Origin of the sequence: Citrobacter sp. RHBSTW-00887 (assembly GCF_013728095.1) — a bacterium.
Lineage (GTDB): Bacteria > Pseudomonadota > Gammaproteobacteria > Enterobacterales > Enterobacteriaceae > Citrobacter > Citrobacter braakii.
In genome coordinates, this window is the sequence record NZ_CP056267.1 from 4,296,967 (window position 1) to 4,314,501 (window position 17,535).

Below are 17,535 nucleotides of genomic sequence, written 5' to 3' on the forward strand. Positions count from 1 at the left end.
GAATGTTATTCGGCCCTGAGAATGGACCAAAGAAGAAAAACCCGCCGAAGCGGGTTTTGAGCAATATCAGTTACTGCCGAACATATCCTTTATCCAGCCAGCGACACCGTCGCTATCTTTCTTTTCCTGCTGCGCCGGTTGTTGCTGCTGCTGTTGAGGCTGCTGCTGCGGCGTTGACTGATCGAACGGATTCCCGGTCGGCTGTTGCATCATTTCACCCTGCTGACACAGTGAATCAGGATCGGTAGTCCATACCGGAAGCGTACGCATCCCCCCGCTACAAACGAAGTTACCGTCGTAGTCCACGCCCATATCCACCACATCTTCCGGCGGCGTCAGCACCAGCGGTGTTGGCGTCTGGTTGGCAAGATAACGCTGATAAATCGACATCGCACCGCTGGCACCGTACAGCTTGGTTGGCTGGTTGTTATCACGGCCCACCCAGGTGATGGTTACCTGGCTGCCGTCGATCCCGGCAAACCAAGTATCCACGTTGTTGTTAGTGGTCCCGGTTTTCCCTGCCAGATGAAGCCCAGGATATTTCGCGCCAAGCTGGCGGCCCGTACCACGCTGAACCACCTGTTGCATGGTCCACAGCGTCATATACGCCGCCTGCGCCGGAACGGCACGCTCGGCCTGCGGGAAGCTCTGATACAGCACCGTACCATCTTCGGCAATCACCGAACGCAGCGCCGACAACGGCGCGCGGTTCCCGCCGCTGGCGATAGTCTGGAACGCCTGTGCCACTTCGATCGGCGTCAGGTTCAACGCCCCCAGCAGCATGGCCGGAACCGGGTTAAGCTGATCTTTCGGCGCACCCAGCTTCAGCCAGGTATCGGTGACGGCAGGCAGGCCCAGCGCCATCCCCAGATTTACCGTTGGCACGTTCATTGAGCGCGTTAACGCATCCACCAGCATCACTTTTCCGCTTTCGCTATAGCGACGGTCATCGTTCTGCGGCGACCACACCTGGCCGTTAGGCTGGCGCAGCGCAATCGGGGCATCGGCAATCCAGGTATTCAGACGATACAGCTTCGGCTGGCTGAGCGCGGTCAGATAGGTCGCTGGTTTAGCCAAAGAACCAATCGAACGACGTGCCTGCATCGCACGGTTATAACCAGCGAACTGCGGTTCTGCCCCCCCGACCATGGCACGCACTTCGCCGCTGAAGCGGTCGACCACCACAATCGCGGTTTCCAGATCGCTCAGCTTACGTTGTTTCTTCAGCACCGGAATACCTTCCACCGCCGCTTTTTCTGCAGCGTCCTGCGCCACGGAATCAAAGGTGGTGAAAATCTTCACGCCGGAGAGGTCTTTAACTTTATCGCCCAGCTTTGCCTGTAGCTCCTGGCGCACCATCTGCATAAAGGCGGGTTGCGGTGAGATCACCCCACCACGCGGCTGTACGCCTAACGGACGCGCGCTCAGCATGTCATAAAGATCCTGGTCGATAATCTGCTGCTGCTGCAGCAAACGCAGCACCAGGTTACGACGCTCCAGTGCCAGCTTCGGGTTACGCCACGGGTTATAGATTGACGCCCCTTTAACCATCCCTACCAGCAGCGCCTGCTGGTCGAGGCTCAGCTCTTCCACCGGACGGCCAAAGTAGTAGAGACTCGCCAGCGGGAAGCCGCGGATCTCATTGTCACCGCTTTGACCGAGATAGACTTCGTTCATGTACAGCTCAAGAATGCGGTCTTTGCTGTAACGCGCATCCATGATCAGCGCCATATAGGCTTCGTTGGCCTTACGCCAGTAGGAACGTTCGCTGGACAGGAACAGGTTTTTCACCAGTTGCTGGGTCAGCGTACTGGCCCCTTGTACCGTGCGCCCCGCCGTCAGGTTCGCCAGCACCGCACGGCCAATGGAATAGAGGCTGATACCGTCATGCTCATAGAAGTGACGATCTTCGGTCGCCAGCAGCGTGTCCACCAGCAGATCCGGGAATCCACTGCGCGGGACAAACAGGCGCTGCTCACCGTTAGGCGAAGAGAGCATGGTAATCAGTCGCGGATCGAGACGGAAGAAACCAAACTGGCGGTTGTTATCCATATTCTCGATGGTATCCAGATGGTCGCCATCAAAGGTCAGACGCGCGCGCACCTGCCCTTCTTTACTGTCCGGAAAATCAAACGGACGACGGATCATCTCGATGCTTTTCGCCTGCACGGTGAATTCGCCAGGGCGCGTCATTTTCGTCACCTGACGATACTGCGTAGCCTCCAGCAGTTTCACCATCTCGTTCTTGCCGATCGGCATTTCTGGCTCAAGGTTAACCATACGGCCATATACTGCCGCAGGAAGCTGCCAGACTTTACCATCTATACGGCTGCGAATTTTTTGGTCCAGATAAACGCCGTAAATGGCGATCAGCACCAAAAAAACAATCGACAGTTTTACCAGCAGCCAGAACCAGCCGCGTTTACCACGAGGCTTACGCCCTTTGCCTTTACCCTTACGCGGCATCGGTTCTTCATCCTCATAGTCATCATCATCATAATCGTCGTCATACTCTTCATCTCTGAGTTGACGACGGCTCACCTTTTGTTTCACCGGACGCGAGGCTTTCCCTTTACGTCCAATTGGCTCGCGGTCATTCCCCGCCATGCTTTTTCTCCGCAACATTCAGGCGCAAAGGCCCGATTCTCTGTTCTTCCGTCAGTTAACAGAAGAAGAAATCTCTCAATTTACTGCCGTGTTTATACCGGGTGACGATTTCGCTTTATCCGGCCTACAGTTTCATTACGAATACTTCTTTGTTCGCCGCGTTGGCGCGGTATTCGCCGGATCGTCCGGCCAGACATGTTTGGGATAGCGCCCTTTCATCTCTTTTTGCACCTCACGGTACGATCCCTGCCAGAACGCGCTCAAATCGCTCGTTACCTGTAGTGGTCGTTGGGCCGGAGACAGCAGTTCCAGCACCAGCGGCACGCGCCCCTCGGCGATGGTTGGGGTCTTCGCCTCACCAAACATTTCCTGCATCCGAACCGCCAATACCGGAGGGTTATCCTCATGATAGCGAATGGCAATCCGGCTTCCCGTCGGCACAGTGTAATGCGCTGGCAGTTCACTATCCAGACGTTGCAGCATTGACCAATCCAGCAAACCGCGCAACGCCTGACCCACATTTAGCGCTTTTAACGCGCGTAACGAGTGCACACCGCTCATGTGCGGCAGCAGCCAGCTCTCCAGCGTCGCCAGCAGAGAATCCTCATCTACCGCGGGCCAGTTATACTCTGGCAACCAGTTTGCCGCACATTGCAGACGCAGGCGAAACTGCTCGGCTTCCGGCGTCCAGTTGAGCACACTTAGCCCTTTATCGCGAATGCCGTTCAACATCGCCAGGTGTAACTCCTCTTCCGAGGGTTTGGCCAGCGCCTGTACTTTTACCGTTAGCTGGCCAATGCGCGACCGACGCAATGCTTTTAACGTTCCCTGAGTTTCATCCCATTCGATGGTGTCAGATTGTTGTAGCAGTTCAGGGCATGCCTGTATCAGCACCTCGATATCCAGCGGCAGAGCCAGCAGAATACGCGCATCCGGCGAAGCGCTGCCCTGCAGTAACAGCGGCACAATCAGCCATTCATGGCGTCCGGAGGCGTCATCGGCATCCAGCATTGCCCCCATGCCATTCGCCAGTTGATAGCGCCCTTCCTGCCCGCGCCGACGCGCGATCCGATCGGCAAACGCCTGCGCCAGTAATGAGGGGAGCAGCGCGCTGTCCGGCTGTCCGCTGCGAACGTTAAGCCGTTTCAGTAATTGTTGACTGCGCTGCTGCCAGGCGGGCTGATTTCGTGAAAACGCTACAGCCAGATCGGTACTGCCACCGCGCGGCGGCTCTTCCAGAATCGCAGCCAGTTTTGCCGCCGTTGCCGCTTCATTGTCATTGTTGGCGCTAACCAGCATAGCCGCTAAACGGGGGTCGTTACCCAACGTCGCCATTTTCTGCCCAATGGCGCTGAGCCTGTCACCCTCAAGCGCCCCCAGCATCTGCAGCAGCCGCTTTGCCGCCTGCAGGTTGATGGCGGGCGGGGTATCCAGCCAGTTCAGTTGCTCAGGGTCGGTGCATCCCCATTGCAGCAACTCCATCAGCAGTCCGGACAGGTCGCTCTGTAAAATCTCCGGTTCTCCCTGCGCCGCCGCTCTTTCCGCCTGCTCTTTGGCAAGCAAATGTAGGCAGATACCGGGTTCCAGACGGCCCGCGCGTCCCGCTCGCTGGGTCATCGAGGCCTGGCTTATGCGTTGGGTAATCAGTCGCGTTAAACCGGTACGCGCATCATAGCGCGCCACGCGCTCCTGGGCGCTGTCCACCACCAATCGGATGCCTTCGATAGTTAAGCTGGTTTCGGCAATATTGGTCGCCAGCACCACTTTGCGCTTGCCTTGCGGCGCGGGCAAAATCGCCTGACGCTGTTCGGCAAGCGTCAGCGCGCCGTACAGTGGGCACAACAACACATCGCTGCCCACACGCGTTGCCAGTTGCTCCTGCACGCGCTGGATTTCCCCTACACCCGGTAAAAACAGCAGCAGCGACCCGCTTTCATGGCGCAGGAGTTCTGCCGTCGCTACCGCTACCGCTTCAGCAAAACGCAGATGCGCCGCCAACGGCTGATATCGTCGATCAACGGGAAAAGCGCGGCCTTCAGAAACGATCGTCGGCGCATCGGGCAACATCTGCTGCAAACGTCCGTTGTCCAAAGTGGCGGACATGATCAACAGTTTCAGATCGTCACGCAGCCCTTGCTGCACATCCAGCAACAGCGCCAGCGCCAGGTCGGCCTGCAAACTCCGCTCGTGAAATTCGTCGAGGATGATCAGCCCAACGCCCGTCAATTCGGGGTCGCGCTGGATCATGCGCGTCAGAACCCCCTCCGTCACCACCTCAAGGCGGGTCTGCGGCCCTACGCAGCTTTGCGCACGCATGCGATACCCCACGGTCTCGCCAGGCTTTTCATTCAGCAATTCCGCCAACCGCTGCGCCACATTGCGTGCTGCCAGACGCCGCGGCTCCAGCAAAATAATCCGTCCCTTGATACCGCGATGTTCAAGGAGTCGCAACGGCAGCCAGGTTGATTTCCCGGCACCGGTCGGCGCCGTCAGCAAAACCTGCGACGAGGCATCAAGGGCGGTAAGTAGTTCAGGCACTACGGCGGCAACGGGCAACGACGTCACAAATGACTCCAGAGGGTTAACATTCTTCGCGCTGCATTGTAGCATCGCGTTAATTCATAACCGAGTATCCATCATGTCTGAGCCAAAAAGGCTGTTCTTTGCGATTGAATTGCCTGGCGAGGTTCGGGGGCAGTTAATCCACTGGCGGGCCGCGCAGTTCCCCCCTGAAGCGGGTCGTCCCGTCGCCGCCGATAATCTGCATCTGACGCTCGCCTTTTTGGGCGACGTCAGCGCTGAGAAGCAGCATGCGTTAACGCAGCTTGCAGGGCGTATTCGCCAGCCGGGTTTTACGCTCAAACTCGACGATGCCGGGCAATGGCTGCGCTCGCGAGTCGTGTGGTTGGGAATGCGTCAGCCGCCGCGCGGGCTGCTGCAGTTGGCGAACATGTTGCGGGCACAAGCCGCACGCAGTGGGTGCCACCAGAGCCCGCAGCCGTTTCATCCGCATATCACGCTGCTGCGTGACGCCGGTCACGCGGTATCTATCCCTCCGCCAGGGTTTGGCTGGTCGTTTCCGGTAACGGAGTTTGGGCTTTATTCCTCCTCATTCATGCGAGGACGCACGCGTTACACGCAGTTGCAACGCTGGACGCTGACTGAATAATCAAAGGAACTGTTCATGCAATTTTCTCCACCTTTACAACCAGCAACGCTCATTCAGCGCTATAAGCGTTTTTTAGCGGATGTGATCACACCGGATGGTACAACGTTAACGCTACACTGCCCCAATACGGGAGCCATGACCGGCTGCGCAACGCCGGGAGATACTGTCTGGTATTCGACATCAGAAAATACTAAACGAAAATATCCACATACCTGGGAATTAACGCAAACCCAATCCGGTGCACTTATTTGTGTTAACACGCTGTGGGCCAATAGATTAACGAAAGAGGCTATTCAGCGTTCGTTAATTTCGGAAGTTTCAGACTACAGCACCTTGAAAAGTGAAGTAAAATACGGCGCCGAAGGGAGCCGCATCGACTTTTTGTTACAGGCGGATTCCCGACCTGACTGCTATATTGAAGTGAAATCAGTCACGTTGGCGGAAAAAGATCAGGGTTATTTTCCCGATGCCATCACTGAACGAGGTCAGAAACATCTTCGGGAATTGATGAGCGTAGCGGCCGAAGGCAAGCGCGCGGTGATATTTTTCGCGGTGTTGCATTCAGCCATTACACGGTTTTCACCCGCGCGCCATATCGATGCAAAATATGCGCAATTATTAGTTGAAGCACAGCTTAAGGGGGTAGAAATTCTGGTTTATAAAGCGGAACTTTCTGCCCATGGTATGACTCTTAAAGAGCCGTTGCCCATTACCTTGTAATGGTGTAAACATTCGGTTAATTAGTATTCTGGGCGCATGGGCAAATACGCTTTTCCTCACAGGGTTGTCAAGTGTTACGTTTAGATAATTGCTATCCGGAAAAGCATCTGCTATTTATAGCGACCTGATTTTTCCCCCGAACATGGGGATCGATAGTGCGTGTTAAGGAGAAGCAACATGCAAGAAGGGCAAAACCGTAAAACATCGTCCCTGAGTATTCTCGCCATCGCTGGGGTGGAGCCGTACCAGGAGAAACCGGGCGAAGAGTATATGAACGAAGCCCAGCTGTCGCACTTCAGGCGTATTCTTGAGGCATGGCGTAATCAACTTAGGGATGAAGTTGATCGCACCGTATCTCATATGCAAGACGAAGCGGCTAACTTCCCTGATCCGGTGGACCGCGCCGCACAGGAAGAAGAATTCAGCCTTGAGCTGCGTAACCGTGATCGTGAGCGCAAACTGATCAAAAAGATCGAGAAGACGCTGAAGAAAGTAGAAGACGAAGATTTCGGCTACTGCGAATCATGCGGCGTAGAAATTGGTATTCGCCGTCTGGAAGCGCGTCCGACAGCCGATCTGTGCATCGACTGTAAAACGCTGGCAGAAATCCGCGAAAAACAAATGGCAGGTTAATTCCGGTCATTTTTACCACGTTTACTACAGGCGGGAGCTTCTCCCGCCTTATTATTTGTTAGCCCGCAAAATGAGCGATTCACATTATATTGGCCGCTTCGCCCCTTCCCCCTCTGGCGAACTCCATTTTGGTTCACTGATTGCCGCCCTCGGGAGTTACCTGCAGGCCCGTGCTCGTCGCGGAATCTGGCGGGTACGCATTGAAGATATTGACCCCCCTCGTGAAGTTCCCGGTGCTGCAGACACGATTCTGCGTCAGCTGGAACATTACGGGCTGCACTGGGATGGCGATATTTTATGGCAATCCCAGCGTCATGACGCCTACCGCGAGGCGCTGGCCTGGCTGCATCAGCAGGATCTGAGCTATTACTGCACCTGTACACGCGCGCGTATTCAAAGCGTCGGCGGTATTTACGACGGTCATTGCCGTGAACTACGCCACGGGCCTGAACAGGCGGCGGTCCGCATTAAGCAACGCCATCCGGTGATGCAGTTTACGGACCAACTGCGCGGTGTGATTCAGGCTGATCCGCGGCTTGCAAGGGAAGATTTTATTATTCACCGTCGCGACGGGCTGTTTGCCTATAACCTCGCGGTGGTGGTAGACGACCACTTCCAGGGCGTGACGGAAATTGTGCGCGGTGCCGATCTTATCGAACCGACGGTACGGCAAATTTCGTTGTATCAACAGTTCGGCTGGCAAGCGCCGGACTATATTCATCTGCCGCTGGCGCTCAACGAACAAGGCGCTAAACTTTCAAAACAAAATCATGCACCTGCTCTGCCGCAAGGCGATCCACGCCCGGTGATTGTTGCTGCGCTGCGCTTTCTCGGCCAGCACTCCGATATCCCGTGGCAGGAGATGCGCGTGGATCAGATTCTCACGTTTGCCATTGAAAACTGGAGTCTGACAGCGGTGCCAGAATCGGCGATCGTAAATCCGCCATTCTCAAATGCATCATGCTGAGCTATGATTAGCCGCTATTTTTACACAGCAACACTTGTTCTGATTGAAGTTTGACACTACCGAGGTGCACTATTTTTACCCGAGTCGCTAATTTTTGCCGCAAGGTGCTAAGCCGCGAGGAGCGCGAGGCCGAGCTCGCCGTCGCCCGTCCACATATGACGGTAATCCCGCGTGAGCAGCACTCTATCTCCCGCAAAGATATCAGTGAAAATGCCCTGAAGGTAATGTACAGGCTCAATAAGGCCGGATACGAGGCATGGCTGGTTGGCGGAGGCGTACGCGATCTTTTGCTGGGCAAAAAGCCGAAAGATTTTGATGTCACGACTAACGCCACGCCAGATCAGGTACGAAAACTGTTTCGTAACTGTCGTCTGGTTGGTCGCCGTTTCCGTCTGGCCCATGTCATGTTTGGCCCGGAAATTATCGAAGTGGCAACTTTCCGTGGTCATCATGAAGGCAGCGAGTCCGATCGCACAACCTCACAGCGCGGACAAAACGGTATGCTGCTGCGCGACAACATCTTCGGCTCCATCGAAGAAGATGCCCAGCGTCGCGACTTCACAATTAACAGCCTGTATTACAGCGTGGCTGATTTCACCGTGCGTGATTACGTTGGTGGCATGCAGGATCTCGAAGAGGGCATCGTTCGCCTGATCGGTAATCCGGAAACGCGCTACCGCGAAGACCCTGTACGTATGCTGCGAGCCGTGCGCTTTGCCGCCAAGCTCGACATGCGTATCAGCCCGGAAACCGCTGAGCCAATCCCGCGTCTGGCAACACTGCTTAACGATATTCCCCCCGCACGCCTGTTTGAAGAAGCACTCAAACTGTTACAGGCGGGCTATGGGTATGAAACCTATAAAAAACTGCGTGAGTACAGCCTGTTCCAGCCGCTGTTCCCCACCATTACGCGCTATTTCACCGAAGACGGTGACAGCCCAATGGAACGCATCATCGCTCAGGTGCTGAAGAATACCGATAACCGCATCCACAATGATATGCGCGTTAACCCGGCGTTCTTGTTCGCCGCCATGTTCTGGTATCCGTTACTGGAAGCTGCGCAGAAAATTGCCCAGGAAAGCGGTCTGGCTTATTACGATGCCTTCGCACTGGCGATGAACGACGTACTGGATGAAGCCTGCCGCTCGCTGGCAATCCCGAAACGTCTGACCTCGCTGACCCGTGATATCTGGCAGTTGCAGCTACGCATGTCTCGTCGCCAGGGCAAACGCGCCTGGAAGCTGATGGAGCATCCGAAGTTCCGCGCCGCTTACGATCTGCTGGCCCTGCGTGCCGAAGTGGAAAACAACGCTGAGCTGCAGCGTCTGGCGCAGTGGTGGGGAGAATTCCAGGTTTCAGCACCGCCGGAACAAAAAGGCATGCTCAACGAACTCGACGAAGAACCAGAACGCCGTCGTCATCGTCGCCCGCGTAAACGCGCCCCGCGCCGTGAAGGTTCCGCGTGACCATCGCCTATATCGCTCTCGGCAGTAATCTGGCCTCTCCTCTGGAGCAGGTTAATGCTGCCGTAAAAGCGATTGGCGACATTCCCGACAGCCGTATCGTCGCTGTTTCCTCCTTTTACCGCACACCGCCATTAGGCCCACAGGATCAGCCAGATTACCTGAACGCTGCCGTGGCGCTGGAAACCACTCTCGCTCCCGAAGAATTGCTTAATCATACCCAACGCATAGAGCTGCAACAGGGACGCGTACGTAAAGCCGAACGCTGGGGGCCGCGCACTCTGGACCTCGATATTATGCTGTTTGGCGATGAAGTGATTAACACCGAACGTCTGACCGTGCCGCACTACGACATGAAAAACCGTGGTTTTATGCTGTGGCCGCTCGCTGAAATCGCACCTGAGCTTATCTTCCCGGAGGGTATCAGCCTGCATCAGCACCTCACCCATCTTGGTGCCGCAAAACCTGCACACTGGTAAAGTATCCTCTCCCCTTCAGCGTTTACTACTTTAGTGCCAAACGGTTGCTTAAAACAATTGCCCCCCTGAATGTGACTGTTAGAATGCCGATAAATATGACTTTCATCATCAGGAAATGTTATGAAACCCACCACCATTTCACTGCTGCAGAAATGCAAGCAAGAGAAAAAACGCTTCGCGACCATTACCGCCTACGACTACAGCTTCGCTAAGTTATTTGCCGACGAAGGCATTAATGTGATGCTGGTTGGCGACTCGCTGGGCATGACGATTCAGGGGCATGACTCCACCCTACCGGTCACCGTTGAAGATATTGCTTACCACACTCGTGCCGTACGTCGTGGCGCTCCCAACTGTCTGCTGCTCTCCGACCTGCCATTTATGGCTTACGCCACGCCGGAACAAGCATTTGAAAACGCCGCGGTGGTGATGCGGGCGGGCGCTAATATGGTCAAAATTGAAGGCGGCGCCTGGCTGGTGGATACGGTAAAAATGCTCACCGAACGCGCCGTACCGGTTTGCGGTCATCTGGGATTAACACCGCAGTCGGTGAATATTTTCGGCGGCTATAAAATTCAGGGCCGCGGCGACGCCGGGCAGGTATTGCTGGATGACGCGCTGGCCTTAGAAGCCGCTGGCGCTCAGTTGCTGGTGCTGGAGTGCGTGCCGGTTGAGCTGGCGAAGCGTGTCACCGAAGCGCTGTCGATTCCGGTTATCGGAATCGGCGCTGGTAACGTCACCGATGGACAAATCCTCGTCATGCACGATGCCTTTGGTATTACCGGTGGCCACATCCCGAAATTTGCGAAGAATTTCCTCAATGAAGCAGGCGACATGCGCGCCGCAGTGCGGCAGTATATGGCTGAAGTGGAGTCCGGCGTTTTTCCGGGCGAAGAACACAGTTTCCACTAATTTTTCAGGCCATATATCGGCCTGAAAAGCGTAGCGCCATCAGGCGGTTCGCTGCATGTTGCCGGATGGCGGCGTAAACGCCTTATCCGGCCTACGGTTCCTCAGGCAACTCAAGGAGTCTTGTCGTGTTAATCATTGAAACCCTGCCGCTGCTGCGCCAGCATATTCGTCGTCTGCGTCAGGAAGGCAAACGCGTCGCTCTGGTTCCCACCATGGGCAACCTGCACGACGGCCATATGAAGCTGGTCGATGAGGCAAAAGCGCGGGCTGATGTGGTGATCGTCAGCATTTTCGTCAACCCGATGCAGTTTGACCGACCGGACGATCTGGTGCGCTATCCGCGCACGCTGCAGGAAGATTGTGAAAAGCTGAACAAGCGTAAAGTCGATTACGTTTTTGCGCCTGCCGTTGAGGAAATCTACCCGCAGGGGCTGGAAGGCCAGACGTTCGTTGAAGTTCCCGGTCTCTCCACCATGCTGGAAGGCGCCAGCCGTCCAGGCCACTTCCGTGGCGTTTCCACTATCGTCAGCAAGCTGTTTAACCTGATCCAGCCAGATATCGCCTGCTTTGGCGAGAAAGATTTCCAGCAGCTCGCACTGATCCGCAAAATGGTGGCGGATCTGGGTTATGACATTGAGATCGTTGGCGTGCCGATTATTCGCGCCAAAGACGGTCTGGCGCTTAGCTCACGTAACGGTTATCTGACCGCAGAGCAGCGAAAAATTGCGCCGGGTCTGCACAAAGTGATGAACGGCATCGCTGAAAAGCTGCTTGCCGGCCATCGTGACCAGGAAGAGATTATTGCCATTGCCGAGCAGGAACTGAATGAAAAAGGCTTCCGTGCCGACGATATTCAGATTCGTGATGCCGACACGCTGCTGGAGCTGACGGAAACCAGTAAACGCGCGGTGATTCTGGCCGCCGCCTGGCTGGGTCAGGCACGTCTGATCGATAATCAAAGCGTTACATTAGCCCAGTAGACAGGGGTTAAAAATCAGGCAATACTGCCTGAGAATTTCTCAAAGCAGGCCAGTAGCGCCTGCTTAGCCAAGGTAAACGACAGGGTATAGAAGTTATGATTCGCACCATGCTGCAAGGCAAGCTCCACCGCGTCAAAGTCACGCAGGCGGACCTGCACTACGAAGGCTCCTGCGCCATCGACCAGGATTTTCTCGATGCCTCTGGTATTCTGGAAAACGAAGCTATTGATATCTGGAACGTGACCAACGGTAAACGTTTCTCAACCTATGCGATTGCGGCTGAACGCGGCTCCAGAATCATCTCGGTGAACGGCGCAGCGGCACACTGTGCTGAAGTCGGCGACATTGTGATTATCGCCAGCTTCGTCACCATGTCTGATGAAGAAGCCCGCACCTGGCGTCCGAAAGTGGCCTATTTTGAAGGCGACAACGAAATGAAGCGCACCGCGAAAGCCATTCCGGTACAGGTTGCCTGACAGCCCTTACCCCTGCGGCTGATTACTTATCAGCCGCGACATCGTCTCCAGCGAATCCGTTCTTAAAATATAAAGTCTTTTCAATAAGAACGGATTATCCCCCGGTTTAACCTTCCCTCTCACCGTGGTGACCGCCATGTGGAATCCCGCGTCGCCTGCCGCTTTTACTGCCGTGGCGTTATAGCCGCCAAACGGATACGAAAGATAAAGAACGTGAGGGTTAAACTGGGACAACGCCCGACGCGAACGGGCAAAATCAAACAGAATATTGTGATAGCTGCGGCTCAGCAGGATTGGCCGGTGATTCGCATCAACCCGATGTAAAAAATGGGTATGCGACTGGAAGTCGAACACGTCCCTGATCTCATTCAGTTCCGCGATGCTCATAAACTGCAGTGATTTCGGATCCCACTTCTGCGGGTGGCGCTTGATACGTGAGGAGATAATAAACGCCGTTGCCTTCATGCCGTGCTGCTTCAGAATCGGGTAAGCATAACGACTCACCGACTTCAGACCATCATCAAAAGTCAGCACCACTGCCCGCGCCGGGAGATTCATATTGTTGCGAACATAGCCTTCCAGTTGGTACATCGTCAACGTGGTGTAGCCGCGGTCCTGTAGCCAGGCCATCTGGTTGCTGAAGGCGCGTACGGAGGTTGTCGTGGAGGTGTGGCGAAAACGGGTATTCTCTTCATCGCGCAGAATATGGTGATAGGTTAACACCGGGATACCGTTGTCTTCCTGCGCATCCAGAGCGCTGATATAGGCCAGTCTGCCGCCAATACGGATCTGGTACCAGGTTTGGTTGAGACGGTCTTTAAGCTTGCTGATAACCGGATAACGCAGATTATCCGCCAGCACGCCAAACGGGGCGCTACCAACATCCGGAGCGTTATAAACCGGCGTATCTTTCCAGGTGATCAGGCTTTGGTTGCTGAGGGGTTTATTGAGATCGCCCAGACCATCGTCGACTTTCTGCCGCCCCTGCACAGGCTCCAGATGCCCTTTATCAATAAACCCGGTACCAAAACCAAAGGTAAATTCGTAATAGTCTGCCGCAATTGGCTCAACGGCGAGGATCTGCCCGGCACGAATATTTCCTACCGTCACCATCTTGTTGCCAATCTGCGCCCACACGGCGGCTGCTTCGGTGGTTTGCATGTAGCGAGCAGGCAAAGCCGCAGCTATGCTGCCAGAAAACAGGAGCAATAAAACAAGCAGAACGCGCATCACCATATGAGATAACCGAGGCGAGAAACCCCGGCTATTGTAGCAAAAGCGCCATCAATACCAATGATTAATACTCATACAAATCATGCTTCAACACGAAGGGGGGATTTTTCTGTTGTTGATGCCAGAGGCTAGAGACTTCGGGCCCGCCAAGCGTAACGATGCTATCACGAAAAGCAGAACTGCTCATCGATTCCCGCGACGAAAGCATTCGCTCAAGCAATGGATAACTGATACCTGAAATCACTTCACACTGGGGATGTTTATGGCTCATTAACGAAGCCACGCGGTAAGGCGCGGCCCCGGCCATATCCGTCAGGAATATCACACCCTCGCCAGAGTCTGTAGCATGCAGGGCATGGCACATCATGCGGCTTAGCATATTCGAGCTAAGCCCACGCCAAAAACTCACCGCCTGGCATTGAACCAACGGGCCGTACTTTTTCTCCAGACGATGCAGCATATCCTGTGCCTTATCATCATGACAGGTAATTACCCAACCTAGCATTGCCTACCTCCTTAGCAGGCAAGTAGTTTATCAGGGTGATAAATCCGTAATGGTGATAAGCATCAAAAGTCTTCCTCTCCCGGGTAAGGAGAGGAAGAAAGACTTAGCTGCGCAGGCCGCGTCCGCGCTGAATCAGGTACCAGCACAGCAAATAAAACGCCGCGATAAACACCACCAGCACGCCAAAGGTGGTGACCAGCGGAACATCGTGGATCCCCAGGAAGCCGTAACGGAAACCGCTAATCATGTAGACAATCGGGTTCAGATGCGACAGTCCCTGCCAGAACGGCGGCAGCAACGTTAACGAATAGAAAACGCCGCCCAGATAGGTCAGCGGAGTCAGCACGAAGGTTGGGATCAGGCTGATATCGTCAAAGGTTTTAGCGAAAACCGCGTTCAACAGACCGGCCAGCGAAAACAGCACCGCTGTTAACACCAGCGTAAGCGCCACAAAGACCCAGGAATGCACCTGGAACGGCACAAAGAACAGCGAAATCGCTGTTACCAGGATCCCTACGCACAGGCCACGCGCCACGCCGCCGCCAACAAAGCCGGCGATGATCACGTGCGTCGGTACCGGAGCGACCAGTAACTCTTCAATGTTGCGTTGAAACTTGGCGCTGAAGAATGACGATGCCACGTTAGCGTACGAGTTGGTAATTACCGCCATCATAATCAGCCCTGGCACGATAAACTGCATGTAGCTAAAACCATGCATTTCGCCGATACGCGAGCCGATCAGGTTACCAAAGATAATAAAATAGAGCGTCATAGTAATGACGGGAGGAACCAGAGTCTGGACCCAGATACGCATAAAGCGGTGGATCTCTTTCGCCCAGATGCTTTTCAGCGCAACCCAATAAAGTTGCATCATGCGCGATCTCCTTGTTTTTCATGCACCAGAGAAACAAACAGTTCTTCCAGTCGGTTCGCTTTGTTTCGCATACTCAATACCTGAATGCCCTGGGCGCTCAGTTGTGAGAACACGCTGTTGACCCCCTGTTCACGCAGGACTTCCACTTCCAGCGTGGAGGTATCCACCAGCCGGTATTGATAGCCCTCCAGTTTTGGCAGCGGGCTTTTCGGCGCCAGATCGAGAATAAAGGTCTCGGATTTCAGCTTAGAGAGCAGGCTCTTCATCGAGGTGTTTTCCACCAGCTCGCCATGCTGAATAATACCGATGTTGCGACACAGCATTTCCGCTTCTTCGAGATAGTGAGTGGTCAGAATAATCGTGGTGCCTTTGTCGTTTAAATCCTTTAAAAAACCCCACATTGAACGACGCAGCTCAATGTCGACCCCCGCCGTCGGTTCATCAAGGATAAGTAATTTAGGCTCGTGCATTAGTGCGCGGGCAATCATCAGACGGCGTTTCATCCCGCCGGAGAGCATGCGCGCGCGCTCGTTACGCTTTTCCCATAAATCGAGCTGCTTTAAATATAATTCGCTGCGTTTGACCGCCTCTTTATACTCAACGCCGTAATAACCCGCCTGGTTGACTACGATCTGCTGCACGGTTTCAAACGGGTTAAAGTTAAACTCCTGCGGTACCAGACCAAGCTGGCGTTTCGCATTAACGGTATCTTTTTCAAGATCGTATCCGAAGACGCTCACCCGCCCAGAGGTTTTATTCACCAGCGAGCTGATTATCCCGATGGTGGTGGACTTGCCTGCGCCATTCGGTCCCAAAAGCGCATAAAAATCCCCCGCTTCGACTTGCAAATCTATTCCGCGTAACGCCTGAACGCCACCGGGATAGGTTTTTTTAAGTTGTTGAAGTTCCAGAGCAATGGTCATGGTTTTTTACTTACCTTACATTCTAATGCTTGATATTTGGTTTTAATAAATCAGGAGTTACCCTATATTAGCGCAACGCAATTCAATTGGTTACAGCCTCCATGAAAGACATAGATACACTCATCAGCAACAACGCGCTATGGTCAAAGATGCTGGTAGAAGAGGATCCCGGATTTTTTGAAACGCTGACTCACGCACAAAATCCGCGCTTTTTATGGATTGGATGTTCCGACAGTCGCGTTCCCGCAGAACGTTTAACCGGTCTTGAGCCGGGTGAATTATTTGTTCACCGTAATGTTGCCAATCTGGTTATTCACACCGACCTGAACTGTCTCTCAGTGGTTCAGTATGCGGTGGATGTGCTGGAAGTGGAACATATTATTATTTGCGGCCACTATGGATGTGGTGGCGTACAGGCAGCTATTGAAAATAAAGAACAGGGGCTGATTGATAACTGGTTACTGCATATTCGCGATATCTGGTTTAAACACAGTTCACTGCTGGGCGAAATGCCGCAGGAACGTCGCATTGACACCCTGTGCGAACTGAATGTAATGGAGCAGGTCTACAACTTGGGCCACTCAACCATCATGCGTTCAGCCTGGAAGCGCGGTCAAAAAGTTACCATTCACGGCTGGGCTTACGGTATTCATGATGGCCTGCTGCGCGATCTGGACGTCACCGCCACCAGTCGCGAGACGCTGGAGCAGCGCTATCGCCAGGGGCTGTCTAACCTCAGCCAGAAACATACCAATCACAAGCAGATACCAACAAGCGGCAGCGACGCTTAAGTCGCTTTTCGGCCTGCGGGGAAGTATCGTGCAGGCCGAATAAGCAAAGCGCCATCAGGCGCTCCCGACATTACTCGTCCAGCAGTACCACTTTACCAACATACGGCAGATGGCGATAACGCTGGGCATAGTCAATGCCATAGCCGACAACAAACTCATCTGGGATAGAGAATCCGATAAACTCAACCGGAACATCCACTTCGCGACGGGTAGGTTTGTCCAGCAGCGTACAAATAGCCAGGGATTTCGGCTCGCGCAGGCTCAGAATCTCACGCACTTTGGACAACGTGTTACCGGAGTCGATGATGTCTTCGACAATCAGCACGTCCTTGCCACGAATGTCTTCATCCAGGTCTTTCAGGATTTTAACATCGCGCGTGGTGGACATTCCGCTGCCATAGCTGGAAGCAGTCATGAAATCGACTTCGTGGGAGACATGCACTTCACGGCACAGGTCGGCCATAAACATAAATGAGCCGCGTAACAGACCAACCAGCACCATATCGCTGCCGCTGTCCTTGTAACGTTCGTTAATCTGACGTCCCAGTTCAGCAATACGCGCTTTGATCTCCGCTTCCGGGATCATGACTTCAACAGTATGTTTCATATCTCTAACCATATGATTTAAAAACAAATCACTCAATGCTGACTTTTAATAAGCCAGCATCTAAGCGCAAGGCACGCAGTATACCAGCAAAAGCATTCATACGCGGCATCTGTTGATAAAGTTCATAATGTGACGTTTATCACGCGTTTTAGCTCCTATAATTAACTGCTATTAAAGAAATAACACCTGTGATGGT

Annotated in this window: 17 protein-coding genes; 10 read left to right on the forward strand and 7 right to left on the reverse strand. The window is 54.1% G+C overall.

All coding sequences use genetic code 11. From position 1 onward, the window contains the following. Window positions 1-66: 66 nt before the first annotated feature. Window positions 67-2,607 carry a bifunctional glycosyl transferase/transpeptidase gene (gene mrcB, locus HV314_RS20605; protein ID WP_181546573.1) on the reverse strand — a complete coding sequence of 847 codons (2,541 nt, stop codon included), beginning with the start codon at window positions 2,605-2,607 and terminating at the stop codon, window positions 67-69. A 135-nt stretch (window positions 2,608-2,742) separates the two neighbouring features. Continuing rightward, window positions 2,743-5,172, reverse strand: coding sequence for an ATP-dependent helicase HrpB (hrpB, locus tag HV314_RS20610; protein WP_181546575.1), 2,430 nt, complete (start codon window positions 5,170-5,172; stop codon window positions 2,743-2,745). A 73-nt stretch (window positions 5,173-5,245) separates the two neighbouring features. Between hrpB and thpR the strand changes: the two genes are divergently transcribed. From thpR to panD, 9 genes are all read left to right on the forward strand, one after another. Then, a complete protein-coding gene (gene thpR / locus HV314_RS20615) occupies window positions 5,246-5,776 on the forward strand; it encodes an RNA 2',3'-cyclic phosphodiesterase (RefSeq protein WP_181546577.1) in 531 nt (176 codons plus the stop codon). 15 nt (window positions 5,777-5,791) lie between these two features. Continuing rightward, complete coding sequence (gene sfsA / locus HV314_RS20620; RefSeq protein ID WP_016151742.1) at window positions 5,792-6,496, forward strand: DNA/RNA nuclease SfsA; 705 nt, start codon at window positions 5,792-5,794, stop codon at window positions 6,494-6,496. Window positions 6,497-6,673: 177 nt separating this feature from the next. Then, window positions 6,674-7,129 carry an RNA polymerase-binding protein DksA gene (dksA, locus tag HV314_RS20625; RefSeq protein ID WP_003018625.1) on the forward strand — a complete coding sequence of 152 codons (456 nt, stop codon included), beginning with the start codon at window positions 6,674-6,676 and terminating at the stop codon, window positions 7,127-7,129. A 70-nt stretch (window positions 7,130-7,199) separates the two neighbouring features. After that, complete coding sequence (gluQRS, locus tag HV314_RS20630; protein ID WP_181221214.1) at window positions 7,200-8,096, forward strand: tRNA glutamyl-Q(34) synthetase GluQRS; 897 nt, start codon at window positions 7,200-7,202, stop codon at window positions 8,094-8,096. Window positions 8,097-8,167: 71 nt separating this feature from the next. Then, a complete protein-coding gene (gene pcnB, locus HV314_RS20635) occupies window positions 8,168-9,562 on the forward strand; it encodes a polynucleotide adenylyltransferase PcnB (RefSeq protein WP_203457720.1) in 1,395 nt (464 codons plus the stop codon). After that, entirely contained in the window at window positions 9,559-10,038 is a 480-nt protein-coding gene (gene folK, locus HV314_RS20640) for a 2-amino-4-hydroxy-6-hydroxymethyldihydropteridine diphosphokinase (RefSeq protein WP_016151739.1), read from the forward strand. Before pcnB ends, folK begins: the two co-directional genes overlap by 4 nt. Window positions 10,039-10,158: 120 nt before the next feature. Further along, the gene (panB, locus tag HV314_RS20645) at window positions 10,159-10,950 is read left to right on the forward strand and encodes a 3-methyl-2-oxobutanoate hydroxymethyltransferase (protein ID WP_181546579.1); all 792 of its coding nucleotides are present in this window, start codon (window positions 10,159-10,161) and stop codon (window positions 10,948-10,950) included. Between the two features lie 125 nt (window positions 10,951-11,075). Further along, entirely contained in the window at window positions 11,076-11,930 is an 855-nt protein-coding gene (panC, locus tag HV314_RS20650) for a pantoate--beta-alanine ligase (RefSeq protein ID WP_016151737.1), read from the forward strand. A gap of 95 nt (window positions 11,931-12,025) precedes the next feature. Further along, window positions 12,026-12,406: an aspartate 1-decarboxylase gene (panD, locus tag HV314_RS20655; RefSeq protein WP_000621526.1), complete on the forward strand. Its 381-nt coding sequence runs from the start codon at window positions 12,026-12,028 to the stop codon at window positions 12,404-12,406. Between the two features lie 6 nt (window positions 12,407-12,412). On the opposite strand, the gene HV314_RS20660 is transcribed toward panD, so the two are convergent. The 4 genes from HV314_RS20660 to HV314_RS20675 all read right to left on the reverse strand — a co-directional run bounded on the left by HV314_RS20660 (window position 12,413) and on the right by HV314_RS20675 (window position 15,941). Beyond that, on the reverse strand, window positions 12,413-13,642 hold the full coding sequence (locus tag HV314_RS20660; protein WP_016151736.1) for a polysaccharide deacetylase family protein: 1,230 nt from the start codon (window positions 13,640-13,642) through the stop codon (window positions 12,413-12,415). Window positions 13,643-13,703: 61 nt separating this feature from the next. Beyond that, window positions 13,704-14,144, reverse strand: a complete 441-nt coding sequence (locus HV314_RS20665) for a PTS sugar transporter subunit IIA (RefSeq protein WP_019078390.1) — start codon at window positions 14,142-14,144, stop codon at window positions 13,704-13,706. A gap of 103 nt (window positions 14,145-14,247) precedes the next feature. Then, the gene (locus HV314_RS20670; protein WP_003829467.1) at window positions 14,248-15,018 is read right to left on the reverse strand and encodes an ABC transporter permease; all 771 of its coding nucleotides are present in this window, start codon (window positions 15,016-15,018) and stop codon (window positions 14,248-14,250) included. Then, complete coding sequence (locus HV314_RS20675) at window positions 15,015-15,941, reverse strand: ABC transporter ATP-binding protein (RefSeq protein ID WP_046275357.1); 927 nt, start codon at window positions 15,939-15,941, stop codon at window positions 15,015-15,017. Before HV314_RS20675 ends, HV314_RS20670 begins: the two co-directional genes overlap by 4 nt. Before the next feature lie 101 nt (window positions 15,942-16,042). Between HV314_RS20675 and can the strand changes: the two genes are divergently transcribed. Next, window positions 16,043-16,732, forward strand: coding sequence for a carbonate dehydratase (gene can, locus HV314_RS20680; protein ID WP_016151733.1), 690 nt, complete (start codon window positions 16,043-16,045; stop codon window positions 16,730-16,732). A 70-nt stretch (window positions 16,733-16,802) separates the two neighbouring features. Here can and hpt read toward each other — a convergent pair whose 3' ends face one another. Further along, window positions 16,803-17,339 (reverse strand): hypoxanthine phosphoribosyltransferase, encoded by a 537-nt coding sequence (gene hpt, locus HV314_RS20685; RefSeq protein ID WP_016151732.1) that lies wholly within the window; start codon window positions 17,337-17,339, stop codon window positions 16,803-16,805. Between the last annotated feature and the right edge of the window lie 196 nt (window positions 17,340-17,535).